We start from the raw sequence: 25,790 nt of genomic DNA, 5'->3' as shown, positions 1-25,790 counted from the left end.
GCCTGTGACATCCTTGCCACTGGCCAATAACACAGGACGAAGCTGATTATGAAACCCGCTATGCTGATCCGCCACCTGCTCGCGCCATGCCTCATTTTAGCCGCAAATAGCGCCATTTCTCCGGCTTTGGCGCAGCTGCGACCAATGATAGCGCAACCAGCACAGCTCTCTTATGCTGATCTCATCGACCTTGCTGACCAGGCCCCGATGGTGGCCCATGTGCGAATCCGCAACATCATCACTTTGAAGCCGGATCAGGCGCAAGGCGTCCCACCGGGGCATAAACGGCTCTTTGTCGAGGCGGATGTAACGAGCCTGATTCGCGGCGAGGCGGGAATCAGCCCCCTTGTAACCTATCTCTACGACGCCCCGCTCGACGCGCGCGGCAAGATACCCAAGCTTAAAAAGGCGTCGTTTCTGATCTTCGCTCGCCCTGGCACGCGGCCTGGCGAAATCCAGCTCATAGCGCCTGATGCCCAGGTGCCCGCAACGCCTGTTGAGATCGACAGGGTAAAGTCCGCCCTTTCCGCGTTAGTGGCGCCAGATGCGCCGCCGCGCATATTGGGCCTGGGTGATGCCTTCCATGTCGCAGGAACGATAGCGGGCGAAGGAGAAACGCAGATTTTCCTGCGAACCGAAAATGGCGACCCGGTATCACTGTCGGTGCTGCGGCGCCCCGGCCAGCCGCCGCGCTGGGCCGTGGCATTGGGCGAAATCGTCGACGAAGCCGCGCGGGCGCCTGAGCCCGGTACGCTCTTATGGTATCGACTGGCGTGTAGTCTGCCCCCTGTCCTGCCCGCTCGCGCAGTCCGTACCTTGGCCGTCGCCGACGCCGAGGCCGCGCGCGCGGACTATCGTTTGATCATCAATGCATTGGGGCCATGCGGGCGGACCCGCACGACATCCTGAGCCAGAGGGCAGCTTTTACTTGGACCCGTGGGCGCGGGCGGCTATCAGCCCGGCTTTCATCATCTTCGCCAAGAAAGTGACGCCGCCATGACCAATTTGCACCGCCATGCCCCGTTGCGCGTCGCGCTCGTCGGTCTCGGTACGGTGGGCGGCGGGGTCATTCGGCTGCTCAACACCAATGGCGACCTGATTGCCCGGCGCGCGGGCTGCCCGATTCAGATCGTCGCCATATCCGCACGCGATCGGAACAAGGATCGCGGGGTCGACCTGTCACCTTATGAATGGGTGGACGATATGAACAGCTTTGCTACTCGCGACGATGTCGACGTGGTGGTGGAACTGATCGGCGGATCGGACGGCCCCGCCCTTACCTTGGCGCGCCAGTGCCTGATCGCTGGCAAGCCGTTCGTCACGGCGAATAAGGCGATGCTGGCGCATCATGGACTGGACCTTGCCCGCCTTGCCGAAAAGGGCGGCATTGCGCTGAAATATGAAGCGGCGGTCGCGGGCGGCATACCGGTCATCAAGGGGATGCGCGAAGGGGCCGCTGCCAATGAGATCAGCCGTGTCTACGGCATCCTCAATGGCACCTGCAATTACATCCTAACCACGATGGAGAAGGAGGGCCGGGGCTTCGACGAGGTGCTGAAGGAAGCGCAGGAGCTAGGCTATGCCGAAGCCGATCCGAGCTTCGACATTGATGGCGTGGATGCGGCGCACAAGTTGACCATCCTCGCCAGCCTGGCGTTCGGTACGGAGCTGGATTTCGACGCGGTCGCCACCACCGGCATCCGCGATGTCATCGCCGCCGACATTGCCGAAGCCGCCGCGCTGGGCTTCCGCATCCGCCTAGTCGGCATGGCGCAGAACGGCGCGGACGGGCTGTTCCAGCGGGTGCATCCCATGCTGGTGCCGCTCGATCATCCGCTCGCCCATGTGGACGGCTCGCTGAACGCGGTCGTGGCCGAGGGGAATTTCGTCGGCCGCCTCTTCTTCCAAGGGCGTGGCGCGGGCGATGGTCCGACCGCGTCGGCGGTGGTCGCCGACCTGATCGACGTGGCGCGCGACGAATATGGCGATGCCTTCGCCATGCCCGTCGCTGCGTTGACGCCACAGAATACGGCCGACGCCGGCGCGCGCATCGGCCGCACCTATCTGCGCTTCATGGTACAGGATCGTCCCGGTGTGCTGGCGGAGATCGCCGCCGCGACGCGCGATGCAGGTGTTTCGATCGAAAGCATGATCCAGCGCGGCGCGCATCAGGAAGACGGCGTGCTGGTGGCCATCGTCACCCATGCGGGCGAGGAACGCTGCATCCGCGACACGCTCGAACGGCTCGCCGGGTCGGACAGCCTGCTCGGCACGCCGATGGTGATGCACATTCTCGACTGATCGCCGCGCTCAATGCTGCCCGCTGCCCTTGAAGTGCGCGGGCAGCGGCGGTGGCGGGGCGAGATCCGCATCGGGGTCGACAATGGCGGTGATGCTCTTTGCGATCACGCCAGCGGCCTTAAAGGCCGACAGGCCCCGAACGCAGCCCGAACCCTGGCCGCCCGATATTCCGCAACTGCCCTGCTTCACGGGTGCTGCCGACGCGCGCGGCGTTTCGCCACGGACCTGCGCGCCGATCTCCGCTTCTTCCCGTGGGAGCGGCAGTCGCTCGCGCGCATTGCGTTCAGCCTGGCTCTCGCCGCAGACGACGATTGCGTCGCCGCTTCGATCGCATCGCCGGATCACCTGCGTCTTGGTTCGATATGTCGCCATGAGGGATTCCGCGTCGCGCGCCAGAGCCATTTCTGGATGGCAGGCGACCAGCAATGTCACGGAGAGAGACAAGCGAACCATGATGACAGAAGAGCAGGTAATCATGGCGGCATCATGGCCCATGTTGCTCGACAAATTTGGGGCAAACGCCTATCGCCTGCGCCATAAGAACAGGTAGAGGAATGACGATGGTACAGGCAAATTCGCCCTTAGATCGGGTCTTGGTACTGGAAATGGTCCGGGTCACCGAAGCGGCCGCGATCGCCGCGTCAAAGCTGATCGGCCGCGGGGACGAGAAGGCCGCCGACGCAGCCGCCGTCGAAGCCATGCGCCTGGCTTTCAATGACCTCTATATGGACGGCACCGTCGTCATCGGTGAGGGCGAGCGTGACGAAGCGCCGATGCTCTATATCGGCGAGAAGGTCGGCAATGCGATCGGCACCGGCCCGCGAATCGACATCGCGCTCGAACCGCTGGAAGGGACCACCATCACGGCAAAGGCCGGGCCGAACGCGCTGGCTGTCCTCGCCATTTCCGAAGAAGGCGGACTACTCAATGCGCCCGACGTCTATATGGACAAGCTTGCGGTCGGCCCCGGCTATCCCGACGGCGTGATCGACCTCAACCGGTCGGCCAAGGAGAATGTCGAGGCCGTGGCCGCCGCCAAGGGCGTCGAGCCGAGCGACATCATTGTGTGCGTCCTTGATCGACCGCGCCACGAGCGGCTGATCGCGGAGTTGCGCGCTATCGGGTGCGGCATCATGCTGATCCCCGATGGCGACGTGGCGGGCGTGATCGCCACCACCGACCCGGAAACAACGATCGACCTGTATATGGGGTCAGGCGGGGCCCCCGAAGGTGTCCTGGCCTGCGCGGCGCTGCGCTGTGTCGGTGGTCAGTTCAAAGGACGGCTGTTGTTCCGCAACGAGGATGAGAAGCAGCGCGCGCGTAAATGGGGTATCACCGACCTCGACAAGATTTATGACCTCAAGGAATTGGCGAAGGGTGATTGCATCTTTGCCGCTACGGGCGTCACCGACGGATCACTGCTTGACGGGGTCAAACGCCTGCCCGGCGGCAAGCTGACAACCGAGAGCGTCGTTATGCGCGCCAGCACCGGTACGGTGCGTTGGGTAAAGGGAGAACATCGTCATAGCCAAACGCCGCTTTGAACCGCAGCATGGAGAATATCGCCGGGCCTTAGCGCCCGGCGCGATGATTGAGATCATGACCCAGAGCCAGAATGGCAACGCCAATCAACGTATAAAGGCTTTCCTGCCAACCATGGTCCATCGTCATCGCACCTGCCATAACGCCCAAGCCAAGCGATCCGATCGCAGCAGGCATCATGAAACGGTGAACCATCGCGCCATGGCCGAGCGCGATCGCGCCCAGCAGGATCGCCAGCATCAGGCCGACCTCGTGAAACAGCGGGCTTTCGAAAATGCCCCCCGCGCTGGCCAATAGGCCCAGCACCACGGCAGTCACGAAGCAATGCGCAACGCACAGACCCGATAAGGCCATCGCGATGCGATCGACGCGACCATTGAGTAGGGCTTGGCGCAAGTTGGAGTTCATGGACACCACATAGGCCAAGCCATCATAGGTTACAACATTACATTCGCATTTTTTGTAGCCTGTCGGGTTACTGCGTTAGGCGGCGAGGCGCAGGCAGTTGCGGCCACTATGCTTGGCGCGATATAACGCCTTGTCCGCGGCCTCGAGCATCGCCGACCGGGTCGATGTATTGTCCAGTTCCACAAGCCCGGCGCTGAACGTTATGTTGATGTACTTGCCGCCCGACACGGGAATAGGATCACTTAGGCGCGCACGCAGATTTTCGCATAGCAGGCTTGCACGATCAATGTCGCAGTCGGGCAACAATATGGCAAATTCCTCGCCACCCAGCCTCCCGATGCTTTCCTGAAGAGAAAGCCCTGGCCTCAGCCGTTCTACAAATGCGGTCAGAACTTCATCGCCGACTCCGTGCCCATGATGATCATTGACGGCCTTGAAATGATCAATGTCGATCAGCAATAGGCTGGACCGAACGCCATGCCGCGTGCGCAATATCTCGGCTTCCAGCTTTTCGAGAAACGCACGGCGGCTGTCCGCGCCGGTCAATGAATCGCGTGCCGCGACCTGTTGCAATGCGCGTTGTCGTGCTTTGTGACGGGACATATCCCGAATCGTGCTGATGACACCATTTGCCTGGCCCCGCTCGTCCACCGCGGCGCGCATCACCATTTCACACCATTCCATTGCCGCGATCGATATGATTGGCCGAAATTCGACGGTGTGGATCGATCCCGGCCGCATCAGGGCGCGACGATGCGCGGCTATGACCTGAGGCCGGTCCTGCGGATCGACCAGATTGGCCGCTGCTTGCCCGACCAGCAATTCCGGCGCGCACCCAACCTGTTCGATCGCAGAAGGCGAAGCATATTCGATCACGCCCGTAACGTTGATATTCAGAACCACATCGCCGCTATGTTCCGCAATGGCCCGATAGCGAGCCTCGCTTTCGCGCAACAGTTGAAAGAGCCGCCGCCGTCCGTTCAATTCGGCCGCAACCGGCATCGACAACAGAAAACAATTTGCCAGATAAAATTGGAATGCTTGCACCCGCTCGCCCATGTCGGCGAACACCAGCGAAAGTGGGCCCATGTCTGAAAAAGTCGCGATACCGCCAATAAGCGCGAGAATGATGATCGAGGCCGCAGCCCCCATATGGCCGACGCGAAAAGCAATCAGAACCAGCGGCAAAAGCGGCGCGAACAGCAATGGGTGCTGCGCCCCGTAAAAGATATACCCGATTATCGCCGTGAATAAGGCCAGAAGAATGATCGCCTCGATCTTTTCCGCTCTGGATTTTTCACGTCGCCAGCGGCGGAACTCGCCCTGCATCAGCATCACCAATATCGGGGCACAGATCAGTCCGCCCAGCGCGTGCCCGGTATACCATTGCACCCAGGACGCACCGAACGACACTGGCGTCAGTAAGGAAGCCACCATTGCAGCCGGAACAGCAGTCACCACATCCGCGACAGCGCATATGGCCATGATAAAGACCAGCAGTGACCGGGTAGCGCCGATTACGGGCCGGTTCGTCAGATAATGGCGGCAGATCAGCGCCACGATCAGCGCTTCAGCGATATTGATGACCGCCATTGGGATAGCCGCGACCGGCCCCATGCCGAACAGGCTGGTGGAAAGCGCACTGGCCATGCCACAAGCCAGGAGGATCGTAGGCCACCGTCGCGCACGGGTGGTCAGCAATTTTGCCATCAAAAAGGCGTTGGCACACCAGATGAAGGCAAGACCGCCTTCAAAACGTGACAGCAACAACGCGCAAGTTGCCGCGACAAAATAAATGCCGCCGGTCCAGACCAGAGAATATAAGGCAAAAGAAAGATGAGAGGTGGAACGTTGCATGTTCCAACCTGCGATAGGGCCATAATGTTAAAATTTGCTCACGCTTGTCCTGCTGGAAAAGCATGATGGAGCCTGCTCCCTTCCATCAGGCGGCGGAGAGAGCAGGCTTTTATCAGAACTTTGGCCCTGTCAGGCCGATGCGTCGGCCATTGTCTTATCCGTTGGCGCAGAAATGGAGGGGTTACGGCCCTTAATCGCCATGCGCGCTGCTCGGACTCCTGCCCCATAATCGGGATGAACCTGATCGAACAATTTACATTGGCGCTCCTCGATAAAGTCAGGGATGTCGCCCATGGCTGCAGCGATATTGGCGAACAGCCGTGCCTTCTGCCCTTCATCAAACAGATTGAACAACGCCCTGGGCTGGACGAAATCATCATTACCCTCACGGTGATTCCACCGATCCGCGTCACCTGAAATTTTGAGCGGTGGTTCATCGAAGCGATGGTCCTCTACCGGCCCGCCAAAGCTGTTCGGTTCATAATAAGCAGCCGGATTGGGATTATTGGCGAAGAAACGCATCGCCCCATCCTTGTGATAGTGATTCACAGGGCATTTCGGCGCGTTGATGGGCAACGCTTCATAATGCGTGCCGATGCGGTGGCGATGGGCATCGGCATAGGCAAAGATGCGCGCCTGAAGCATCTTGTCGGGTGAAAAGCCGATACCAGGCACGATATTCGATGGACTGAACGCTGCCTGCTCAATCTCCGCGAAATAATTGTCAGGATTGCGGTTCAACTCCATCACGCCAATGTCGATCGGGGGGTAATCGGCATGCGGCCACACCTTCGTCAGGTCGAAAGGGTTATAGGGCGTCTTATCAGCGTCCGCTTCCGGCATGATCTGGGCCTGCATCTTCCATTTGGGAAAATTACCGGTCTCAATCGCCTCGAACAGATCCTCCTGAGTCGATTCGCGGGTGCGCCCCACGACCTGCGCCGCTTCCTCGTTAGTCCAATGGCGATGGCCCTGCATTGTCTTGAAGTGAAATTTCACCCAGAAGCGCTCGCCCGCATCGTTGATCAACGCAAAGGTGTGGCTGCCATAGCCGTTGATGTGCCGTATGTCGGTCGGCAATCCACGATCGGACATCAGGATCGTGACCTGATGCAGCGATTCGGGTGACAGCGACCAGAAATCCCACATCGCGGTCGGCGAGCGCAGATTGGTGCGGGGATGGCGCTTTTGCGTGTGGATGAAGTCGGGAAATTTCAGCGGGTCCCGCACGAAGAAAACAGGCGTGTTATTCCCCACCAGATCCCAATTGCCTTCGGGCGTGTAGAATTTCAGCGCAAACCCGCGCACATCGCGTTCAGCGTCAGCGGCTCCCGCCTCGCCCGCCACAGTGGAGCAGCGCAGAATCATGGGCGTCTGCGCGCCGGGCTGCAAAACCTGGGCCTTGGTATATTTGGAAATATCCCCGGTAATGGTCAATGTGCCATGCGCACCCCACCCTTTGGCGTGGACAACCCGTTCAGGTACACGCTCCCGATTCTGGTGGGCCAACTTCTCAATAAGTTGATAGTCTTGCAGCAACAAAGGGCCACGTGGCCCAGCGGACTGGCTGTTTTGATTATCTGCGATCGGTGCGCCCGCACTCGTCGTCATGATCGGTTTGTCGGCCATTACGATCCTCCTCTTCTTGGATGAGGAAGAGGGTAACCCCGGAAGTGCGCACGACAAAACAGTATAAACTTTAATGACTAATCGGTTTTATCAATTACTCATTAAAGTTGGTCGTGCGCCATTGGAGCAGGCTGCTCACGCCTTTTCCAGCGTGCATTGCAAAGGATGCTGGTTCTGCCGGGCAAAATCCATCACCTGATTGACCTTCGTTTCGGCGACTTCATAGCTGAAAATACCGCAGACGCCGACCCCCCGCTGGTGAACATGCAGCATGACCCGTGTTGCCTGTTCCATGTCCATGCGAAAAAAATGCTGAAGCACATGCACGACGAATTCCATCGGCGTATAATCGTCGTTCAGCATCAACACCTTGTAAAGCGAGGGCTTTTTAGTGCGCGTACGGGTGCGGGTCGCGATGCCGACGCTAGGACCACCAGGCCCCTCGCCTTGATTATCTTCGTCATGGCCCGCCATCGTCGCAGGTTCCGTATAGGCTGGATTGAAGCTGTTCATGATGGACGAGAATATGGCGATTTGCTCGCCCATGGCAAGGGGCCGAAGGGACAGGAGGCGGGCGCGACGTAAATTGCGCCGAAAATGCGAAAAGGGCACCCGTCCCTGAGGAAGAGCGCCCTTTCAAAGCTGTGTGTAAAAGCGCGGTCGCTTACGCGGCCAGCGACTTCACCTTGTCCGTGACGACCGTTACGCGGGCCGTCAGCGGCTGCGCCACTTCACCGGCCAGCTTCATCATGGCTTCGCTATTCTTCGCGGCTTCCTTGGTGAACTCGTCGAAGCTGCTGGACAGCATCTGGCTCTGGAGCTGGAAGAATTCGGTCGGCGTCTTGACTGTCGCGAAGCTCTTGAGGGCGGCGGTGGCCTTCTCGAAGTTCTTGCGGCTGTAATCGACGGCTTCCTGGCTCATCGTCTCCATCGCCTTGGCGGCGATCTTGCTCGATTCGACCATGGCTTCGACATTGCCCTTGGCGATGTCGCTCATTTCTTCGATCGCCTTGGTCGACTTTTCGACGCTGGCCTTCGCCTTTTCGTTCATGTCAGCATAAGCGGTTTCGAACTTGGCCTTGGTGTCCTCGGCGAACTTCTTTCCGGTTTCCATCACGTCGTTCATGATCTTCGTTCCTTCTGTTGCCGGCAGCGGCAGGGTTGCGGTCGTCTTGGCCTTTTCGTCGAGGCTCTTTGGTGTCTCAGCTTCGGGGGCCACATCAGCGGCCGCTTCCGTATCGGGTTCGGGCATGGCATCGACGGCTGTCGTTGCAGCGACGATCGCTGCGGGACTGGCGTCTGTTGCCTTCACCGACTTCGCGGATGGATTGGCATCCATCGCAGGCACCGACTTCGCGGACGGGTTGGCGTCCATTGCGGGGACCGATTTAGCCGATGGGTTGGCGTCCATCGCCGGAACGCTCGATGCCGTCTTGCGCGGGGCAGGTTTCCGAACGGCCGGTGCTGGCTCGATCGCCGCCTCAGCCGCCTTCAGCGCTTCGCTTGCCGATAATGTTGCCGATTCGCTTTTACCGGGCTGGGCAGCGCGTCCGGTCTTTGGGGTAACAGCCATGACCATCCTCCGTTTGTTGCACTGCACAATAAGCCTACAAAGGGAGGATTGCAAGAATTATTGTGCAGTGCAACAAAATGCCATCAGCGCCCTGTCGCACGTCCCGAACGGCTCACCGCAGCATGGCGGAGAGTGCGCTTATTCGCCCTTCACATAGCGCCCTGGAGCGTCCTCGATCGCCTTGAGGCGCCCCTTGCCGGGCTGGCGCGCGCCCTTGACCGCGACGGTGCGCGAATCGATCGTTTCGAGCCAGCCGCGCCAGTCCGGCCACCAGCTTCCCTTGGTTTCCTTGGCCTGCGCGACGAAGGCGTCAAGCGTCGGCTGGGCCTCGTCGCAGACCCAATATTGATATTTATTGGCAGCGGGCGGATTGATGACGCCCGCGATATGCCCCGATCCCGCCAGCACGAAACGGATTGGGCCGGACAGATTTTCGGTCAGCTTCCAGACGCTTTCCAGCGGCGCGATATGATCCTCCTTGCCTGCCTGAACATAAGCGGGCGTCTGCACCGTCTTGAGATCGATCGGCGTGCCGTCGATACTGATCGTGCCGGGTTTCACCAGCAGATTGTCGCGATAAAGCTGGGTCAGATAGTCGCGATGCCAGCGCGCCGGCAGGTTGGTCGTGTCGCCATTCCAGTAGAGCAGGTCGAACGGCGGATAATCCTGCCCCAACAGATAATTGTTGACGACATAGTTCCAGATCAGGTCGCGCCCGCGCAACAGGTTGAAGGTCAGCGCCATGTAGCGCCCGTCGAGGAAGCCGCCGGTCGACAATTTGTCCACCAGCTTCATCTGTTCATCGTCCACGAACAGGGTGAGATCGCCTGCCTTGCTGAAATCGACCTGGGCAGTGAAGAAGGTCGCGCTCGCCACCTTGTCCGCTTCGCCGCGCGCGGCCAGCAGCGCCAGTGTCGCTGCCAGCGTCGTGCCTGCCACGCAATAGCCGATGGTGTGGACGCTCTTGACCTTGAGCAGGTCGCGCACCGTGTCGATCGCATCGACCTGTCCACGCAGGATATAATCGTCCCAGATGAGGTCCTTCATCGACGCATCGGCGGATTTCCACGACACCAGAAAGACGCTGATCCCTTGATCCACCGCCCATTTGACAAAACTTTTTTGTGGGGACAGGTCGAGAATATAGAAGCGATTGATCCACGGCGGGAAGATGATGAGCGGGGTTTCCAGCACCATGTCCGTGGACGGGGCGTAATGGATCAATTGATAGAGCGGCGTTTCATGAATGATCTTGCCCGGCGTCGCGGCGATATTACGGCCTAGTTCGAACTGCGTGCCGTCAGTGTGCGTCAATTGCCCCTTTTCCAGATCGGCCAGCATATGCTGGAGGCCCTTGACCAGATTCTCGCCGCCGCTCTCGATCGTCTTTTGCACCACGGCCGGGTTGGTCAACGGAAAGTTGGACGGCGACAGCGCATCCAGCATACCGCTTGTCGCGAAGCGCAGCTTGGCCTTCTGCTTGGGGTCCACCCCATCCACCGCATCGGCCAGCCCAGTCATATAGTCGGACACCAGCAGGTAACTTTGGCGGATGATGTCGTAAAAGGGATTTTGCGTCCAGGCTGGATCGGCGAAGCGGCGGTCCTTGCGCGCGGCCGGGCTATCGGCCGGGACAGGCAGGGGTGCATCGCGCAACATCCCCCCCGAATCGAGGAAACGCTGCCACATTGCCAGCCCTTCGTCGGCGAAACTCGACTGTATGCGCGCCACGGCATGCGGATCGAAAGGCAAAGTCAGGCCTGATGCGCCTGCCGCCTGCTCCAACATCAATTGCTGAGCGCGACCGATCGCATGGGTCCATTGCTGCATCTGTTCCAAAGTGGGCAGGTGCGGCTCTGCGACATCACTCTTTTCCATAGCCACTCTCCTGTGCCTGGTATCATATCGTCGCGCCGCTTTCTCTGGCGCGTCGCAGGTTGGCCGGTTATAGCCAGTTTGTGACGCGACAACGGCGTTCACTATACTATTCCCTACCGAGAGCTTTCAGGAAAGCCCCTATAATGTCCGAAGAATTTTACCGCATGAAGCGCCTGCCACCCTATGTCATCGCCGAAGTCAATGCGATGCGGGCGGCGGCGCGCGCGGCGGGCGAGGACATTATCGACCTGGGCATGGGCAATCCCGACCTGCCACCCCCGCCCCATGTCATCGACAAGCTGATCGAAGTAGTACGCAAGCCCGACGCCCATGGCTATTCCCAGTCGAAGGGCATTCCCGGCCTGCGCAAGGCGCAGGCCAATTATTACGGCCGCCGCTTTGGCGTGGATGTCGACCCCGAAACCGAGGTCGTCGTGACCATGGGGTCGAAGGAAGGGCTGGCAAGCCTTGCCACCGCGATCACCGCGCCGGGCGATGTCGTGCTGGCCCCCAACCCAAGTTATCCGATCCATATGTTCGGCTTCATTCTTGCCGGTGCCACGATCCGATCGGTGCCGACGACACCGGACGAAAATTATTTTCGATCGCTTGATCGGGCCATGGCCTTCACCGTGCCGCGTCCCTCGATCCTGGTGGTCAATTATCCGTCGAACCCGACCGCCGAGACGGTGGACCTGGCCTTTTACGAGCGACTCGTTGCCTGGGCGAAGGAAAACAAGGTCTGGGTCTTGTCCGACCTTGCCTATTCCGAACTCTATTATGACGGCAAGCCCACCCCCTCCATCCTGCAGGTGCCGGGCGCGAAAGAGATAGCGATCGAGTTCACCTCGCTCAGCAAAACCTATTCGATGGCCGGTTGGCGGATCGGTTTTGCGGTTGGCAACAAGCAACTTATCGCCGCAATGACCCGTGTAAAAAGCTATCTGGATTATGGCGCCTTCACACCGATCCAGGCAGCAGCATGCGCGGCACTTAACGGTCCGCAGGATATCGTCCAAAAGAACCGCGAACTATATCATAAGCGCCGGGACGTGCTTGTGGAGAGTTTCGGCCGCGCCGGCTGGGACATCCCCGCCCCGCCCGCATCCATGTTCGCCTGGGCGCCATTGCCGCCTGCGCTCAAAGAAATGGGAAGTTTAGAATTTTCCAAGCAATTGCTCACTCATGCCAAGGTCGCGGTCGCGCCGGGCGTGGGTTATGGCGAAGATGGCGAAGGCTATGTCCGCATTGCCATGGTAGAAAATGAACAGCGGTTGCGGCAGGCGGCGCGCAACGTGAAGAAATATCTCCAGTCGATGGGCATCAACACCCCGGCCAAGGGCGCGGCCTGATCAGCGGGCGGATGCGAACGTCATGAGCGACTTTATTTCCCTGCCCCAGGTGTCTCAGGTCGCCCAGACGATCCAATTGGCGGTCGCGCCCGTGTTTTTATTGGCCGGGATCGGCGCATTCCTTAATGTCTGCGCCGCGCGCCTCGCCCGTGTCATCGACAGGGCGCGCGTCGTTGAAAAGTCGGTGATGATATCACGTGGCGAAGAACATGATCGGCTGGTAGGCGAAATACGTGTTCTCGATCGGCGGATGAGTGTCGTGAATGGCGCGATCTTTCTGAGCGTGGCATCGGGTTGCGCCATCTGCTTGGTCGTGATCCTGTTGTTTGCGTCAGAGCTGGTCAATGCACATCTCGGCACCGCGATCGCCATATTGTTCATTTTGGCAATGTTGTTGCAAGCGGCTGCCTTTGGCACGTTCATTCAGGAAATCCGCCTGGCTGCCCGCACCATCCACATCCGCAACGAAGTGCTTTATCATAAGGCGGAGGAGGATAGCGGGACATGACCCGCTTCACCGTCAATGATCGGCCAGTACAATATCGCATGGACCCGGACACGCCGCTGCTATGGGCACTGCGCGATGCGTCGAACCTGACCGGCACAAAATATGGTTGCGGCACGGGCGATTGCGGTGCCTGTACGGTGGATATCGATGGAGAGGCAGTGCGATCCTGCCAGGTAACGATCGGCAAGACCGAGGGGCGGTTCGTTACGACGATCGAGGCCTTGTCGCCCGATCGCGGCCATCCGCTGCAACAGGCTTTTGCCGCCGACAATGTGTCGCAATGCGGCTATTGCATTCCCGGCATCATCATCGCCTCATCGGTTCTGCTCCGCCAAAGCGATGACCCCAGCGACGAAGAGATTGATGCCGCAATCACCAATATCTGCCGCTGTGGCATCTATCCCCGCCTGCGCGGCGCGATCAAAAGGGCGGGACGGATCATGCGCGGGGAAGAACGGGTTGCCGCCGCGCCGCCGCCCGGCATCACCCCTGACAATGCTGCGAAAAGCGTACCGGCCTTGGGCAAGTCCTGAAGCGCTTCGGGGCAGCGATTACACGCTTCAGGCAGACGGGGCGATGATCGGCCCCAACGCTTCCGCGAGCGTGGTACTTGAATAGGGTTTCTTGACCAGCACGATATCCGCGAAGCGTTCGGGCAGTTCCAGCCCATCCCCATAGCCCGTGGCGAAAAGAAAGGGGATGCCTTTCTGCGTCAGCAGGTCGGCTACCGGCAAGCTGGTTTCATGACCCAGATTGAAGTCCAGCACGGCCAGATCAATCGCCTGAACCATGATTGCTTCATGGGCGCGCCCCACACTGGCCACGGTCAGTACCTCTGCTCCTAACTCGCGCAACGCATCCTCGCCATCCATGGCAATGATCATATTGTCCTCGACAAGCAGAACATTGCGATCGCGCAGCAGACTGAGCGTTGCGGGCGTTACAGGCTTTGTCCGATCGCGCGGCGTGGCTTCAGGCAGTACCGAGACGATATGGCGCGATGGAATACAAAAATGCGCTTCGATCCCGGCCAGCCGATAATGAATTTCAGCATCCCCCTCTAGATCATAAGGGATGGACCGTTCGATGACCGTCGAACCAAAACCCCGGCGCGTCGGTGCTGATACCGCCGGTCCGCCGCTCTCCGTCCAGTCGAGCAGCAGGCTACCGTCCGCGTCCACCCGCCAATTTATCTTGACCGTGCCATTGTCCGACAGCGCACCATATTTGGCGGCGTTGGTCAGCATTTCGTGGATCACCAGCGCCATAACTGTGAAGCAGCCAGGGGTGAGCAACACATTGGGACCGGAAGTCTGTACCCGATCGCGTCGTTCGCCGAGATACGCGCCCGCCTCCACCTCTATAAGATCGTAGAGGCGCGCAGGACTCCAGCGATCGGCGGTAATCTGATCATGCGCCCGTGCCAGCGCATGGATGCGGCTTTCGAGTGTGCCGATAAACTCGTCAACAGACCCGGCGCTATCGCGCGTCTGCGACAGCAAGCCGCGGATGAGGGAAAGAATGTTGCGAACGCGATGGTTGAGTTCCGCGATCAGCAATTCCTGTTTCTCGTTCGCGCGCTGCCGTTCCTGATCAGCAAAATCGGAAAGACGCAGCACCACTTCCAGCAAGGCGGTTCGGAGCGCTTCGGCTACACGCAGTTCAGCGGGGGCGAAGGGCAACGCTACACCCTTGACCAGTTGCGACCAGCTTTCAAAGCTCTTGCGCGGGGTCAAACGCGGGCCATTAGGGCCATATTCGATATGCTTGTCCTGCTGCCCGGCCCAGCGCACCGCCCGCAATTGTTCGGCGCGAAACAGTACGACATAATCGCGCGGGCGACGCGAGAGTGGAATGGCAAGCAATCCAGCGGCACGATCGGCATAGGCAGCCGCGTCCGGTAGCAGCGACGACAAATTGTCGGTGGTGTACACCTGACTGGCGGCAACCCGGTTCATCATCGCAATGATGGCCGAAAAATCCGCAGGGTCCGGCGTCAGGCCGGAAAAGGTCATCTGCCCGTCAATGAACACGCCCACGCCATCGGCGGGGATGGTATCAAAGATGATATCGCCCAGCCAACGCGCATTGGACAACAGATCGTGATCCTGTGCGACCGCCGCCATCAATCGATCAGCAACCTGCCGCGCCTTGCCTTCATAAGTGGCTGTCTCGGCACGCTCGCGGCTTTCGAGCATCATCGAAAATATCTGGCCAAATAATTCGGCCGCGCTGCGCTGGGCGAAAGTGGGCAGGCGCGGGGAATAATGGTGACAAGCGAACAGGCCCCATAATTTGCCATCCACGATGATGGAGATGGAGAGTGAGGCTCCCACGCCCATATTGCAGAGATATTCGATATGAATGGGCGAAACCGCGCGTGTCAGGCATAGGGACATGTCTAACGCTGCCCCATTGGGATCCAGCGCAGGCACAACCGGGACGGGTGTCGCCTTTACGTCCGCGATGACCCTGAAAATATTCCGCAAATACAAAGCTCGCGCCTGCACCGGAATGTCCGACGCGGGATAATGGAGGCCATAGAAACTCTCCACGCCCGAACGGAGCGCCTCGGCAACAACCTCGCCATCGCCGCCGGCGGCAAAGCGATAGACCATGACCCGGTCGAATCCGGTCAATGCCCGCACCTGCCGGGCGCCATCGCGCAGGAAGGCAGCCATGCCATCGACCTGCGCCAGCCGCGAAACCATCGAGCGCACGATGCTGCTGGCTTCCATCTCGTCATGCGCGGCAGGCTCGCCTTCGATCACCACCAGTTGGCCGGAAAAATGCACCGCGACATCAAACAACGGGCCGCCGTCGATCAGGGACAGAGAGAAAATACGTTCGACCGAGTCAGGCCCTCGCAACAACGTGATACGATTGCGCAGCGCATGGATCGCGTCGGCTGAAAACACCGCACTGATCGGCTGACCCAATAAAGCGTCGGGTTCGTGGCCGATAAAGGCAGCACTGTTGGCCGAGACACGCGACACCAGCCAATCGGCGGTCAGGGCAATGAGAAAGCCGAACGGCTGGATCGTGCCCAACACATGGATGGGCTCGCGGTCACAATTGGTCAGATCAACGGCAAAGCCAGTAGGATTATCCACATCAGCCATATATCATCGCCGTTTCGGCGGCACCCGCCTGCGCAAAAAGGGCAAAGGCTGCCTTCGCTCCTAGCACGGCATCGTCCAGCCACATCTCATCCCCCTGTGCCGCTGCGCTGTCGAGTCTATGCTGGAAATCAATCCATTCGCCCTTCTCATGCGTGGCGGAAAGATAAGCGGTCGGCAGACCCGACGCGACTTTTCGCGCCAACATAGCGCCGCCTAAACGCGACCCCTCAAGGGCATATAGCAATCCCCAGCGATAGCCTTCGCCAGCATGCGGCTTCAGCGGCAGCGGCGAAGGCATGGCATGTCCCAAAGCGGCAAGGTCATCGGCCAGAAGCGGCAAACGCGGCATGGCGGGCCGCGCAACCGGCTCCAGCGCACCCAGAGCGCGGGCATGCGCCATCAGAAAAACATGGTAACTTTCCGGCGCATCCAGTGCATAACCAGCAAATAGCATATCGACCTGCCGATGGTTTTCCGTCGTTGCGTCACGCAAGGCCAGACGGATTCGGCCGACATGGGAGGGGTTCTTCACGCAGCGGTCCTAGAGGCAGTTGCAATCCCATGCACTGATCTGGATCAGCTTTTGAGGCAATGGTCCGTTTATATGGGTGAGGAACCAAGATGAACAGCGCGACTGCAAGATGAACAATCGTACATGTTCGCGTTGGACCGATCCTTTCAAATGGCTGACGAACAGGTTCAGACTTGTGACACGGCGAAAATCCTAATCAGGGAAGATCAGGGCGCACTCTGCACCCGTAGAACGAAAGTCGGAACGATGTTCAGGAAGATGATGCTGGCGGGGTTGATGAGTGCGACAGTGTTGAGCGGCATCGCGCCCGCCTATGCACAAAGCGAACCGCGCGAGCGCGGCAACCGCAGCGAGCGGATGCAGCGGCCTGATCGCAATGGTGGCGAGATGCGCGGCAACGCGATGCGCCCGGCACGGCCCGACGCCGGACCGCGGGTTCAACAGCCAAGCCGCGACATCATCCGCCCCGATCCGGCGCAGAGGGACCAACAACGGCGCGATCAACCGCGCCCCGATCCCCGGATGCGCGCCGCGCCTGATCGGAATCCCAATGACCGGGTCATATCTACGCCGGATCAGCGTGGTGGCTGGCAGGATAGGCGCTATGCGCCGCGGGATGCGCGGAATGACCGCCGCGACGGACAACAGGACTGGCGGAATGATCGGCGTGACCAGCGTCGCGATGACCGCCAGGACGGGCGGGGCGATCCGCGCAACGATCAGCGTTGGAACAATAATCGCGGCTGGGTCGGCGGCGTTGGCAATAACAACTGGAATAATGGCCGCCGTTACGACGATCGCACACGCTGGAACGACCAGCGGCGCTGGGACAATGGCTGGCGACAGGATAGGCGCTATGACTGGAACAGTTATCGCAGCCGCAACGCCAACCAGTTCCGTATGGGCCGCTACTATGCGCCGCGCGGATGGGATTATGGCTATCGGCGCTTTTCGGTGGGGATCACCTTGTCCAGCCTGCTCTATGCCAATAATTTTTGGCTGAACGATCCCTACGCTTATCGCCTGCCCCCCGCTTATGGCACGTTGCGCTGGATACGCTACTATGATGACGCCTTGCTGGTGGATATTCGCGACGGATATGTCGTGGATGTGATCAACGGTTTTTTCTGGTGACGTAAGCAGACTTCCTGGAGTGGCCTTCAGGAACGACTGACCCCGGTGCGGTGACGCGCCGGGGTCTTTTCATGCGCCTTCAGTCTGTGGCAGGAGGCAGGTATGACGGACATATTGGATGATGGCGGCATTGCTTCCCCTGCGCGCGCGCAAATCGGCGCTGATGTGCGCGCTAGATTGGAGCGCAACCCGATGGTAAGCCGGATCGACAGCGACAAGATCGACATTTTCGGACGACAGGCGTTCTTGAGCCGCGAGGAATGTGCCGCCCTTCGCGCCATGATAGATGCTGGCGCAAAGCCATCGACATTATTTTCAGGCAGCGCAAACGCGGATTATCGCACCAGCCATAGCTGCAACCTTGATCCGTTTGACGATCTGGTGCGCGCAGTGAGCGATCGGATTTGCGCATTGACGGGTCTGCCGGCCCACCATGGCGAAACCCTGCAAGGCCAGCGTTATACGGCCGGACAGGAGTATAAAGTCCATTGTGACTATTTCCCGGTCAACGCCGATTATTGGCAGCGCATGCGCACGTGCGGCGGCCAGCGCAGTTGGACCACGATGATCTATCTGTCGAATGTCGACAGGGGGGGCGAAACGCATTTTCCCCATTGCGAATTCATGGTCCCGCCGGTCGAAGGCATGTTGCTGGCCTGGGATAATATGGACCGATCGGGAGCGCCCAATGTGATGAGCCTCCATGCCGCACGCCCAGTCGAGTTGGGCACCAAATATGTGGTCACGAAATGGTTTCGCGAGCATCGCTGGCAACGGTGATCGGGCATTACAATTTGCGACATAAATGACTGAAAACTGACAGGCCTATTCTCGCATCGTTCAGCCGCGCAGCGGCATATCTCTGTGTGTTGGCAGCGGAACCGGACCTTTTCCTTTCGGTTGAGTCGCCAGACAAATTGGAGACGAGATATGCGTAAACTGATCATTCTTGGCCTATTGGCTGCAACGGTTGCGCCGAGCGTTGCATCGGCGCAGTCCGCCCGCGAAGTCCGCCAAAGCCAGCGCGACTTGCGTCAAGAACAGCGTGACCTGCGCCAGGCGCAACGCTATGGCAGTCCGCGTGATGTACGGGCCGAACGACGCGACGTGCGCGAAGCCCGGCGCGAAGTGCGCGAGGATTGGCGCGACTACCGCCGCAACAACCGCAACGTCTATCGCGCGGGCAATTGGCAAGCACCGTTCCGCTACAATCAATGGAATGTGGGCGCGCAGCTTCGCCCCACTTATTACAGTTCTCGCTATTATATCAGCGATCCCTATCGTTATCGCCTGCCCCGTCCGGGCATGAACCAGCGTTGGGTACGGCACTATAACGATGTGCTGCTCGTGAACGTGCGCACTGGTCGCGTGATCCAGGTGCATCGCGGCTTCTTCTGGTAAGACGCTGACGGAATGAAGAAGACCCTCGACGCCAGCCGTCGGGGGTCTTTCTCGTCAGCATCCCCTTGGCCGCGCCACCCGTTGCCGGGTAGGCGCGGCCGATGGTCCGCAAAGCGTTCCATCAGTCCGAAAGGGGGGTGGACTGACCGGCAAACGACCAATTCAGGCAAATGTTCCCGCCTGCCAGCACTGTCAGGCTGCAAGCGCTTCGGCAATTAACGCTCGGCTATTGGCGATGCCATAGAGTGCGATAAAGCTGCCCATACGCGGCCCCTGATCCGCGCCAAGCAATGTCTGATAGAGCGCCCTGAACCAATCGCGCAGTTCAGCAAAGCCAAAGGTCTCATCCTTCCCAATGGCATAGACGATATTTTGAATATCCTCCGCCGACGCACTTTCGGGCAGGGCGGCAAGTTCGGCATCCAGCCGGCGCAGTGCCGCGGCCTCATTGGCATCAGGTGCCCGGCGATGCAGCGTCGGAGCCACGAAATCGCGATGATAGGCGAGAGCGTGCCCGATCAGCGCATCGAGTTCGGGGTAGGTTTCCGCATTGGCGTCGGCCACGTAATTTTTAAGATAAGCCCAGACCTGATCGCGGCTGGCATCCCCCATCACACCGACCAGATTGAGCAACAGGCCAAAGGTTACCGGCAGCTTGCCGTCCGGCAGCTTGCCATCATGGACATGGTGAACCGGATTGCCCAACCGTTGTTCAATTGGTTGATTCGCATAATTGCTGCGGAACTGCCAATATTCATCAACGGCTCTGGGGATAACGCCCATGTGCAATTGCTTCGCCTTCTTGGGCTCACGATAGGCGTAAAAGGCCAGACTTTCCTGCGGACCATAGGTCAGCCATTGTTCAAGGCTGAGACCATTGCCCTTCGACTTGGAGATTTTCTCGCCCTTTTCATCGAGAAACATCTCATAGTTAAACCCTTCGGGCGGACGGGCACCCAGCGCGCGGCAGATTTTGGAGGATTGCGTGACCGAGTCGATCAGATCCTTGCCCGCCATCTCATAATCGACGCCCAGCGCAACCCAGCGCATGGCCCAATCGACCTTCCATTGCAGCTTGGCCGCGCCCGACAGAATGGACTGTTCGATCATCTCGCCCTCATCCTCGAAACGGATAAGGCCTGCATCGGCGTCAATGACCTCTACCGGCACTTGCAGGACGATACCGCTTTTGGGGCTGATCGGCAAAACAGGCGAATAAGTCGCCTGCCGTTCCTTGCGTAGGGTCGGCAGCATGATGTCCATGATGTCCTGATAATGGTGCAGGACATTTTTGAGCGCGTCGTCAAACGCGCCCGCCTGATAGCGGTCGGTGGCGGACACAAACTCATAATCGAATCCGAAACGGTCCAGAAATTCGCGCAGCATCGCATTATTGTGATGCGCGAAACTTTCGAATTTCTCGAATGGATCAGGCACCTGCGTCAGCGGCTTGCCCAGATGTTCCGTCAGCATCGCCTGGTTGGGGACATTGTCGGGCACCTTGCGCAAGCCGTCCATGTCGTCACTGAACGCAATCAGCCGGGTCGGTACATCCGACAGCGCATGCCAGGCGTTGCGCACCATGGTCGTGCGCAGCACCTCGTTGAACGTGCCGATATGCGGCAGACCCGATGGACCATAGCCGGTTTCGAACAGAATATGCCCCTTGGCCGGAACGCCGCCGTCGGGTCCGTGGGGCGGATAGCGTTTCAGCAGCTTGCGCGCCTCTTCATAGGGCCAGGCCTTGGCCGCCTGCGCGGCGGTACGGAGCGTGTCGGATACGGTCATATCCGAGCCTCTACCGTCCCGCCCCACGAAAGGGAACGGCTTTTGCTGACAAGGACTGTTAGCTTTAGGTCGTCTTTGGCTTTCATTAACCTTGAATAGCGATACTGTTCTGCGTGATTGGAGGCGAAATGCAGATTCAGCGCAGCCGGGAGCGCATCTCTGTCGAGATTCCCATCGTCGTGACGACGGTGCTGGATAGCCTGCAAGGTGTGATTGTCGACCTGAGCGAAGGTGGCGCCCAAGTCACAGGCTGTACGCTGCCGCCCAAGTCGCAATGCCAGATCGACCTGGATGGCTATAGTGTCTTTGGGACCGTGCGCTGGTCTGAAGAGGATCGTATGGGCATTCGCTTTCTCTATGAATTGACCGAAGGGCCGCTGTTCGAGAAACTGGCCATTGCCAAGGCCGCACGCCGCGCGCCCGTCACCTTCCAACCCCGAATGCAACCCATGGCGATGAGCGGTGGCGGATTTGGCCGCCGCACCGGCTGAAAGCCGACCAAAACAGGTTTTCCTTTTGTTCCTGTTCGCCTAAGCCGGGCAGGTGATCGACCCCGCCGACCTTCCCGCCCTTCACGCCAGCCATGGCGGCATCTGGTTGCGCGATGGCGGCCGCACGCAAGGGCTGGCCAAGGGACGGGCGATCGCGCGCGCGGCCGAAACGCCGGTGCTGCTGCTCAACGCGCCCCTGACCGGCCAGCGGCTCGGCTATCCCGAATTGAACGGCCTCGACCTGCTGGAATTATGGGCTTTTCTCCATCCCGCCCGCTTTCTGGTGCCCACGCCCAAGGGGCTGGCGGCGGTGCTCAATTTAGCGGTTCCGGCCAGCGAAGGCAACATTCCCGGCCTGCTGCAACAAGCAGCGCAAGTAATGCTCGACCGGCTGGGATCGACCGACTGGACCGAGCGCGAAGGCGGCTGGACCGCGGCGCAATCGCTGCACCGGTTGCGCTGGACCTGGGCACCACTGGTCGCGCCGCGCATCGCCAAGCCCAAGGAAGCCGAACGCTGGCTCTTTTCCAAATTGCCCGAATGGGAGGAAGCGCAGCCCCGCCCCGCCCCGCGCACGATCGCACTGGATGAAGGACAGGTGCTGGCCCGGCTCGACGCGCTGACCGGCGAAGGAGCCGAGCCGCGTCCTGGCCAGCGCGCCTATGCCGCCGCCGCCAGTGCCGCCTTCCTGCCGCGCCGCCATCGCGACCAGCCCAATATGCTGCTCGCCGAAGCAGGCACCGGCATCGGCAAGACGCTTGGCTATCTCGCCCCCGCCTCACTCTGGGCCGGACAGGCGCAAGGTACGGTGTGGGTGTCGACCTATACCAAGGCGCTGCAGCGCCAGCTCGATCGCGAATCGCTGCGGCTCTTTCCCGACCCCGCCATTGCGGCCAAGCGGGTGGTGGTGCGCAAGGGACGGGAAAATTATCTCTGCCTGCTCAATCTGGAGGATGCGCTACAGGGCGGCTTTACCGGCCGCGCGGCGATATTGGCGCAACTGGTCGCGCGCTGGGCGGCGTTCAGCAAGGATGGCGACATGGTCGGCGGTGACTTGCCTGGCTGGTTGCCCACCCTGTTCCGGCGCAATGGATCGACCGCGCTGACCGACCGGCGGGGCGAGTGCATCTATGCCGGCTGCCCCCATTATCGCAAATGCTTCATCGAGCGGTCGTCGCGGGCGAGCGCGGACGCCGACATCGTCATCGCCAATCATGCGCTGGTCATGATCAACGCCGCGCGCGGGCGGGAAACCGGCCAGCGACCACAGCGCATCATCTTCGACGAAGGCCATCATCTGTTCGATGCCGCCGATTCGACCTTTTCGGTCGCGCTGTCGGGGCAGGAAGCGATCGAGCTGCGCCGCTGGATCATGGGGCCGGAGGGCGGATCACGCGGGCGGCGACGCGGGCTAGCGGCGCGCCTGTCCGATCTTGCCAGCTATGATGAGGAGGGCGGGCAGGCGATCCGCGCGGCGCTCGATGCCGCGCAGGCACTACCCGCCGATGAATGGCTCAAGCGCGTTGTCGCGGGCGAACCGTTCGGAGCGCTGGAAGCCTTGCTGACCGCGGTGCGCGCCACCGTCTACGCCCGCGCCGCCGATACGGGCGAGGCCGATGCGGGCTATGGCATGGAAACCGAACTGGCCGAACCGGACGGCGCATTGGTCGAGGCGGCACAGGAAGCGGCGCTGGCGCTCGACGCGCTCATCAAGCCATTGGTGCGGCTGGGGCGACGGCTGGAAGCGGTGATAGAGGATGCGCCGGACTGGCTGGACAGCGCGGCGCGGGCGCGGATCGAGGGCGCGGTGGCGTCGCTCGGCTGGCGGCGCGACCTGATCGCGGCCTGGCTGGCGCTATTGACGCGCATCGGCGGCCCGGCGGACCCTGACTATGTCGACTGGCTGGCGGTCGACCGGATCGAGGGGCGCGAGTTCGACATCGGCATCCATCGCCACTGGCTCGACCCCAGCCGCCCGCTGGCCGAAGCCGTGCTGAAACCAGCGCAGGGGGTGATCGTCACCAGCGCGACGCTAAAGGGCGGCGGCGAATGGAGCAATGCGGAAGGGCGCAGCGGCGCGGTCCACCTGCCCCATGGTGCCGAGCGGTTCGAGGCGGCCAGCCCCTTCGACTATCCAGGGCGCGCCGAAGTGTTGATCGTCACCGACATCAAACGGGGCGACATCGCCGCCTTGTCCGGTGCCTATGGCCGCTTGATCGAGGCGGCGGGCGGCGGCACGCTGGGGCTGTTCACCGCGATCCGTCGGCTGCGCGGCGTCCATGCGCGCATTGCCGACCGGCTGGCGCGCGCGGGCCTTCCGCTTTACGCCCAGCACGTCGACCCGATCGACACCGGCACCCTGGTCGATATTTTCCGCGACGATCCGCGCGCCTCGCTGTTGGGGACTGACGCATTGCGCGACGGTGTGGACGTGCCGGGCCATTCGCTGCGGCTGGTGGTGATGGAGGGGGTGCCATGGTCCAAGCCCACGGTCCTGCACGCGGCGCGGCGACTGGCGGGTGGCGGCAATGCCTATGACGACCGGCTGATCCGCGCGCGGCTGGCGCAGGCATTCGGGCGGCTCATCCGCCGCGCCGAGGACAGGGGCAGTTTCGTGATCCTGTCGGCCGCCATGCCCAGCCGGCTATTGAGCGCCTTCCCGCCGGGAACGCCGATCCGTCGCCTGACGCTGGACGAAGCGATCCTGGCGGTCAACGCCAGCGCGCGCGCGCAAACGCTTGGCGAAACGGCCGCTTTGGGGCATCAGGGGGCCGAATCCGGCATGCCCCCCCAGGAGACAGAATGAAACGGCTGACCCTGTTGCGCCACGCCAAGTCGGACTGGGACGATCCGGTGGCTCGCGATTTCGACCGGCCACTGAACCGCCGGGGCGAAAAGGCTGCCATATTGATGGGCCAGTTCGCCGCGCGCCGCGCCATGCAGTTCGACATGCTGGTCGCCTCGCCTGCCGTGCGGGTGGTCGAGACGCTGGACGTCTTCTTCACAGGCTATGGCCAGATACTCGACGCGCATTGGGACCGGCGCATCTACCTCGCCTCCTCCCCGATCCTGTTCGACGTCGTGCGCGATTTGCCCGACAAGGCCGAAAGCGTGTTGATGGCTGGGCATAATCCGGGGCTGGAGGAGTTGATCCTCGACCTCGTCCCGGATGATGGCAACAATGACTTGCGCGAGAATGTGGAGGCGAAGTTCCCGACCGCCAGCATCGCTGTGCTTGATCTCGCCATCGACCGCTGGTCGCAAGCAAAAGAAGGTGTCGCGACACTAGCCAGCTTCACCCGACCGCGCGACCTCGACCCCGCATTGGGGCCAAGTTCGCGGTGACGCCGATCACGTGGCGCAGGGCGGCGGTGGACGACGCCCCTGCCCTCTCCATCTTGGGCGGCGCGACTTTCCTTACCAGCTTTGCCCATGATCATCCCGGCAAAGCGCTCACCACCCATATCCGCACCGCGCATGGCGAGGCCTATTATGCAGCGGCGCTCGCCGATCCGGCGCAGACCGTGCTGATCGGTGAAACCCCGCTGGGCGCAGCGGTGGGCTATGCGATGATCACCCCGCCCGACCTGCCGATCGCGACTGACCCGGCGCGTGACGTGGAATTGAAGCGCATCTACCTGCTGCATGGCTGGCAGGGTGGCGGTCATGGCGATGCGATCATGGCGCTGGTGGTCGAAGAAGCGCAGCGGCGCGGGGCGCGCCGGTTGCTGCTCGCCGTCTATCCGCAAAATGACCGCGCGCGACGCTTTTATGCGCGGCATGGCTTTGGCGAGATCGGCGCATTGACCTTCATGGTCGGGGACGTGCCGTTCCGCGACCTCATCTATGCGCGGACGCTATAGAGCGATCGCGCGGGCCAGCGTGGCACGGATGGTTTCGAGGCGCATCAGCAGGTCATCTTCGGCCTGCTGCGGCGAAACCATAGGAGCAGCGCCATTGCCCTCTTCCAGTGCCTTTTGCGCACCCTTGACGGTGAAGCCCTCCACATTCAGCAGATGATGGATGCGGCGGGCCAGATCGACGTCGGCGGGGCGATAATAGCGCCGATTGCCGGAGCGTTGGAGCGGTCGCAACTGCGGAAACCGCGTCTCCCAATAGCGCAAAATATGCTGGGCCAAACCCAGTTCACCGGCCAGTTCGCCGATGGTCAGAAATGCCCCCTCCGTCTTTTTCATGACAGCGATGTTGCACCCACAGCCGGGCGCGCGTCAACCATGGTAAATGTCGGAGAAAGAAGAAAAAGCCAGTGGGCT

24 protein-coding genes are annotated in these 25,790 nt (G+C 60.8%); 13 read left to right on the top strand and 11 right to left on the bottom strand.

Features of this window, described 5'->3' with window-relative positions:
• Window positions 1-60 precede the first annotated feature (60 nt).
• Together J2W40_RS00595 and J2W40_RS00590 are read left to right on the top strand one after the other, a co-directional pair.
• Complete coding sequence (locus J2W40_RS00595; RefSeq protein WP_310221466.1) at window positions 61-909, top strand: hypothetical protein; 849 nt, start codon at window positions 61-63, stop codon at window positions 907-909.
• An 87-nt stretch (window positions 910-996) separates the two neighbouring features.
• On the top strand, window positions 997-2,301 hold the full coding sequence (locus J2W40_RS00590) for a homoserine dehydrogenase (RefSeq protein WP_310221087.1): 1,305 nt from the start codon (window positions 997-999) through the stop codon (window positions 2,299-2,301).
• 9 nt (window positions 2,302-2,310) lie between these two features.
• On the opposite strand, the gene J2W40_RS00585 is transcribed toward J2W40_RS00590, so the two are convergent.
• On the bottom strand, window positions 2,311-2,754 hold the full coding sequence (locus tag J2W40_RS00585; RefSeq protein ID WP_310221084.1) for a hypothetical protein: 444 nt from the start codon (window positions 2,752-2,754) through the stop codon (window positions 2,311-2,313).
• 107 nt (window positions 2,755-2,861) lie between these two features.
• On the opposite strand from J2W40_RS00585, the gene glpX reads away from it, so the two are divergent.
• Window positions 2,862-3,845, top strand: coding sequence for a class II fructose-bisphosphatase (gene glpX, locus J2W40_RS00580; protein WP_310221082.1), 984 nt, complete (start codon window positions 2,862-2,864; stop codon window positions 3,843-3,845).
• A gap of 28 nt (window positions 3,846-3,873) precedes the next feature.
• Here the strand turns inward: glpX and J2W40_RS00575 are convergent, their stop codons facing one another.
• The 6 genes from J2W40_RS00575 to J2W40_RS00550 all read right to left on the bottom strand — a co-directional run bounded on the left by J2W40_RS00575 (window position 3,874) and on the right by J2W40_RS00550 (window position 11,188).
• Complete coding sequence (locus tag J2W40_RS00575) at window positions 3,874-4,251, bottom strand: MerC domain-containing protein (RefSeq protein ID WP_310221080.1); 378 nt, start codon at window positions 4,249-4,251, stop codon at window positions 3,874-3,876.
• A 75-nt stretch (window positions 4,252-4,326) separates the two neighbouring features.
• Complete coding sequence (locus tag J2W40_RS00570; RefSeq protein ID WP_310221078.1) at window positions 4,327-6,108, bottom strand: sensor domain-containing diguanylate cyclase; 1,782 nt, start codon at window positions 6,106-6,108, stop codon at window positions 4,327-4,329.
• Between the two features lie 129 nt (window positions 6,109-6,237).
• Window positions 6,238-7,737: a catalase gene (locus J2W40_RS00565; RefSeq protein ID WP_310221076.1), complete on the bottom strand. Its 1,500-nt coding sequence runs from the start codon at window positions 7,735-7,737 to the stop codon at window positions 6,238-6,240.
• A gap of 135 nt (window positions 7,738-7,872) precedes the next feature.
• Window positions 7,873-8,283 carry an ATP-dependent Clp protease adapter ClpS gene (clpS, locus tag J2W40_RS00560; protein WP_310221074.1) on the bottom strand — a complete coding sequence of 137 codons (411 nt, stop codon included), beginning with the start codon at window positions 8,281-8,283 and terminating at the stop codon, window positions 7,873-7,875.
• Window positions 8,284-8,401: 118 nt separating this feature from the next.
• A complete protein-coding gene (locus J2W40_RS00555) occupies window positions 8,402-9,310 on the bottom strand; it encodes a phasin family protein (protein WP_310221073.1) in 909 nt (302 codons plus the stop codon).
• A 138-nt stretch (window positions 9,311-9,448) separates the two neighbouring features.
• A complete protein-coding gene (locus J2W40_RS00550; protein ID WP_310221072.1) occupies window positions 9,449-11,188 on the bottom strand; it encodes a PHA/PHB synthase family protein in 1,740 nt (579 codons plus the stop codon).
• A gap of 143 nt (window positions 11,189-11,331) precedes the next feature.
• Here J2W40_RS00550 and J2W40_RS00545 point away from each other — a divergent pair, with 143 nt between their 5' ends.
• The 3 genes from J2W40_RS00545 to J2W40_RS00535 are packed head-to-tail and all read left to right on the top strand — an operon-like array spanning window position 11,332 to window position 13,581.
• A complete protein-coding gene (locus J2W40_RS00545; RefSeq protein ID WP_310221070.1) occupies window positions 11,332-12,540 on the top strand; it encodes an LL-diaminopimelate aminotransferase in 1,209 nt (402 codons plus the stop codon).
• A gap of 22 nt (window positions 12,541-12,562) precedes the next feature.
• Window positions 12,563-13,048, top strand: a complete 486-nt coding sequence (locus J2W40_RS00540; protein WP_310221068.1) for a DUF2721 domain-containing protein — start codon at window positions 12,563-12,565, stop codon at window positions 13,046-13,048.
• Window positions 13,045-13,581 (top strand): (2Fe-2S)-binding protein, encoded by a 537-nt coding sequence (locus J2W40_RS00535; RefSeq protein ID WP_310221066.1) that lies wholly within the window; start codon window positions 13,045-13,047, stop codon window positions 13,579-13,581. Before J2W40_RS00540 ends, J2W40_RS00535 begins: the two co-directional genes overlap by 4 nt.
• 27 nt (window positions 13,582-13,608) lie before the next feature.
• Here the strand turns inward: J2W40_RS00535 and J2W40_RS00530 are convergent, their stop codons facing one another.
• Together J2W40_RS00530 and J2W40_RS00525 are read right to left on the bottom strand one after the other, a co-directional pair.
• Entirely contained in the window at window positions 13,609-16,170 is a 2,562-nt protein-coding gene (locus J2W40_RS00530; RefSeq protein WP_310221064.1) for an HWE histidine kinase domain-containing protein, read from the bottom strand.
• The gene (locus J2W40_RS00525; RefSeq protein ID WP_310221063.1) at window positions 16,163-16,702 is read right to left on the bottom strand and encodes a biliverdin-producing heme oxygenase; all 540 of its coding nucleotides are present in this window, start codon (window positions 16,700-16,702) and stop codon (window positions 16,163-16,165) included. The genes J2W40_RS00530 and J2W40_RS00525 overlap by 8 nt, the downstream gene beginning before the upstream one ends.
• A 246-nt stretch (window positions 16,703-16,948) precedes the next feature.
• Between J2W40_RS00525 and J2W40_RS00520 the strand changes: the two genes are divergently transcribed.
• The 3 genes from J2W40_RS00520 to J2W40_RS00510 all read left to right on the top strand — a co-directional run bounded on the left by J2W40_RS00520 (window position 16,949) and on the right by J2W40_RS00510 (window position 19,237).
• Entirely contained in the window at window positions 16,949-17,836 is an 888-nt protein-coding gene (locus J2W40_RS00520; protein WP_310221061.1) for an RcnB family protein, read from the top strand.
• 102 nt (window positions 17,837-17,938) lie between these two features.
• On the top strand, window positions 17,939-18,616 hold the full coding sequence (locus J2W40_RS00515; RefSeq protein ID WP_310221060.1) for a prolyl hydroxylase family protein: 678 nt from the start codon (window positions 17,939-17,941) through the stop codon (window positions 18,614-18,616).
• Window positions 18,617-18,766: 150 nt separating this feature from the next.
• On the top strand, window positions 18,767-19,237 hold the full coding sequence (locus tag J2W40_RS00510) for an RcnB family protein (protein ID WP_310221058.1): 471 nt from the start codon (window positions 18,767-18,769) through the stop codon (window positions 19,235-19,237).
• Window positions 19,238-19,429: 192 nt separating this feature from the next.
• Here the strand turns inward: J2W40_RS00510 and J2W40_RS00505 are convergent, their stop codons facing one another.
• Window positions 19,430-21,025 carry a lysine--tRNA ligase gene (locus tag J2W40_RS00505; RefSeq protein ID WP_310221056.1) on the bottom strand — a complete coding sequence of 532 codons (1,596 nt, stop codon included), beginning with the start codon at window positions 21,023-21,025 and terminating at the stop codon, window positions 19,430-19,432.
• Window positions 21,026-21,153: 128 nt separating this feature from the next.
• On the opposite strand from J2W40_RS00505, the gene J2W40_RS00500 reads away from it, so the two are divergent.
• Genes J2W40_RS00500 through J2W40_RS00485 form a run of 4 tightly spaced genes read left to right on the top strand, consistent with a single transcriptional unit; the run spans window position 21,154 to window position 25,379 of the window.
• Window positions 21,154-21,516, top strand: a complete 363-nt coding sequence (locus tag J2W40_RS00500) for a PilZ domain-containing protein (protein ID WP_310221055.1) — start codon at window positions 21,154-21,156, stop codon at window positions 21,514-21,516.
• A 52-nt stretch (window positions 21,517-21,568) separates the two neighbouring features.
• Window positions 21,569-24,322 (top strand): ATP-dependent DNA helicase, encoded by a 2,754-nt coding sequence (locus J2W40_RS00495; protein WP_310221054.1) that lies wholly within the window; start codon window positions 21,569-21,571, stop codon window positions 24,320-24,322.
• Window positions 24,319-24,861, top strand: a complete 543-nt coding sequence (locus J2W40_RS00490) for a SixA phosphatase family protein (RefSeq protein ID WP_310221052.1) — start codon at window positions 24,319-24,321, stop codon at window positions 24,859-24,861. Before J2W40_RS00495 ends, J2W40_RS00490 begins: the two co-directional genes overlap by 4 nt.
• Window positions 24,858-25,379: a GNAT family N-acetyltransferase gene (locus tag J2W40_RS00485; protein WP_310221050.1), complete on the top strand. Its 522-nt coding sequence runs from the start codon at window positions 24,858-24,860 to the stop codon at window positions 25,377-25,379. Before J2W40_RS00490 ends, J2W40_RS00485 begins: the two co-directional genes overlap by 4 nt.
• On the opposite strand, the gene J2W40_RS00480 is transcribed toward J2W40_RS00485, so the two are convergent.
• Entirely contained in the window at window positions 25,374-25,712 is a 339-nt protein-coding gene (locus J2W40_RS00480; protein ID WP_310221047.1) for a MerR family transcriptional regulator, read from the bottom strand. The two genes, J2W40_RS00485 and J2W40_RS00480, sit on opposite strands and share 6 nt — an antisense overlap.
• Between the last annotated feature and the right edge of the window lie 78 nt (window positions 25,713-25,790).

It is taken from the genome of Sphingobium xenophagum, from assembly GCF_031457465.1.
In the GTDB taxonomy this organism is placed as follows: Bacteria; Pseudomonadota; Alphaproteobacteria; order Sphingomonadales; family Sphingomonadaceae; genus Sphingobium; species Sphingobium xenophagum_A.
The sequence above is the reverse complement of the archived record's forward strand: the minus strand, read 5'-3'. Positions and strand labels throughout refer to the sequence as shown.

Coding starts and splice junctions, on each gene's coding strand:
- J2W40_RS00595 (WP_310221466.1), top strand. CDS start 61: ATGCTGATCCGCCACCTGCTCGCGCCATGCCTCATTTTAGCCGCAAAT.
- J2W40_RS00590 (WP_310221087.1), top strand. CDS start 997: ATGACCAATTTGCACCGCCATGCCCCGTTGCGCGTCGCGCTCGTCGGT.
- J2W40_RS00585 (WP_310221084.1), bottom strand. CDS start 2,754: ATGGTTCGCTTGTCTCTCTCCGTGACATTGCTGGTCGCCTGCCATCCA.
- glpX (WP_310221082.1), top strand. CDS start 2,862: ATGGTACAGGCAAATTCGCCCTTAGATCGGGTCTTGGTACTGGAAATG.
- J2W40_RS00575 (WP_310221080.1), bottom strand. CDS start 4,251: ATGAACTCCAACTTGCGCCAAGCCCTACTCAATGGTCGCGTCGATCGC.
- J2W40_RS00570 (WP_310221078.1), bottom strand. CDS start 6,108: ATGCAACGTTCCACCTCTCATCTTTCTTTTGCCTTATATTCTCTGGTC.
- J2W40_RS00565 (WP_310221076.1), bottom strand. CDS start 7,737: ATGGCCGACAAACCGATCATGACGACGAGTGCGGGCGCACCGATCGCA.
- clpS (WP_310221074.1), bottom strand. CDS start 8,283: ATGGGCGAGCAAATCGCCATATTCTCGTCCATCATGAACAGCTTCAAT.
- J2W40_RS00555 (WP_310221073.1), bottom strand. CDS start 9,310: ATGGCTGTTACCCCAAAGACCGGACGCGCTGCCCAGCCCGGTAAAAGC.
- J2W40_RS00550 (WP_310221072.1), bottom strand. CDS start 11,188: ATGGAAAAGAGTGATGTCGCAGAGCCGCACCTGCCCACTTTGGAACAG.
- J2W40_RS00545 (WP_310221070.1), top strand. CDS start 11,332: ATGTCCGAAGAATTTTACCGCATGAAGCGCCTGCCACCCTATGTCATC.
- J2W40_RS00540 (WP_310221068.1), top strand. CDS start 12,563: ATGAGCGACTTTATTTCCCTGCCCCAGGTGTCTCAGGTCGCCCAGACG.
- J2W40_RS00535 (WP_310221066.1), top strand. CDS start 13,045: ATGACCCGCTTCACCGTCAATGATCGGCCAGTACAATATCGCATGGAC.
- J2W40_RS00530 (WP_310221064.1), bottom strand. CDS start 16,170: ATGGCTGATGTGGATAATCCTACTGGCTTTGCCGTTGATCTGACCAAT.
- J2W40_RS00520 (WP_310221061.1), top strand. CDS start 16,949: ATGTTCAGGAAGATGATGCTGGCGGGGTTGATGAGTGCGACAGTGTTG.
- J2W40_RS00515 (WP_310221060.1), top strand. CDS start 17,939: ATGACGGACATATTGGATGATGGCGGCATTGCTTCCCCTGCGCGCGCG.
- J2W40_RS00510 (WP_310221058.1), top strand. CDS start 18,767: ATGCGTAAACTGATCATTCTTGGCCTATTGGCTGCAACGGTTGCGCCG.
- J2W40_RS00505 (WP_310221056.1), bottom strand. CDS start 21,025: ATGACCGTATCCGACACGCTCCGTACCGCCGCGCAGGCGGCCAAGGCC.
- J2W40_RS00500 (WP_310221055.1), top strand. CDS start 21,154: ATGCAGATTCAGCGCAGCCGGGAGCGCATCTCTGTCGAGATTCCCATC.
- J2W40_RS00490 (WP_310221052.1), top strand. CDS start 24,319: ATGAAACGGCTGACCCTGTTGCGCCACGCCAAGTCGGACTGGGACGAT.
- J2W40_RS00480 (WP_310221047.1), bottom strand. CDS start 25,712: ATGAAAAAGACGGAGGGGGCATTTCTGACCATCGGCGAACTGGCCGGT.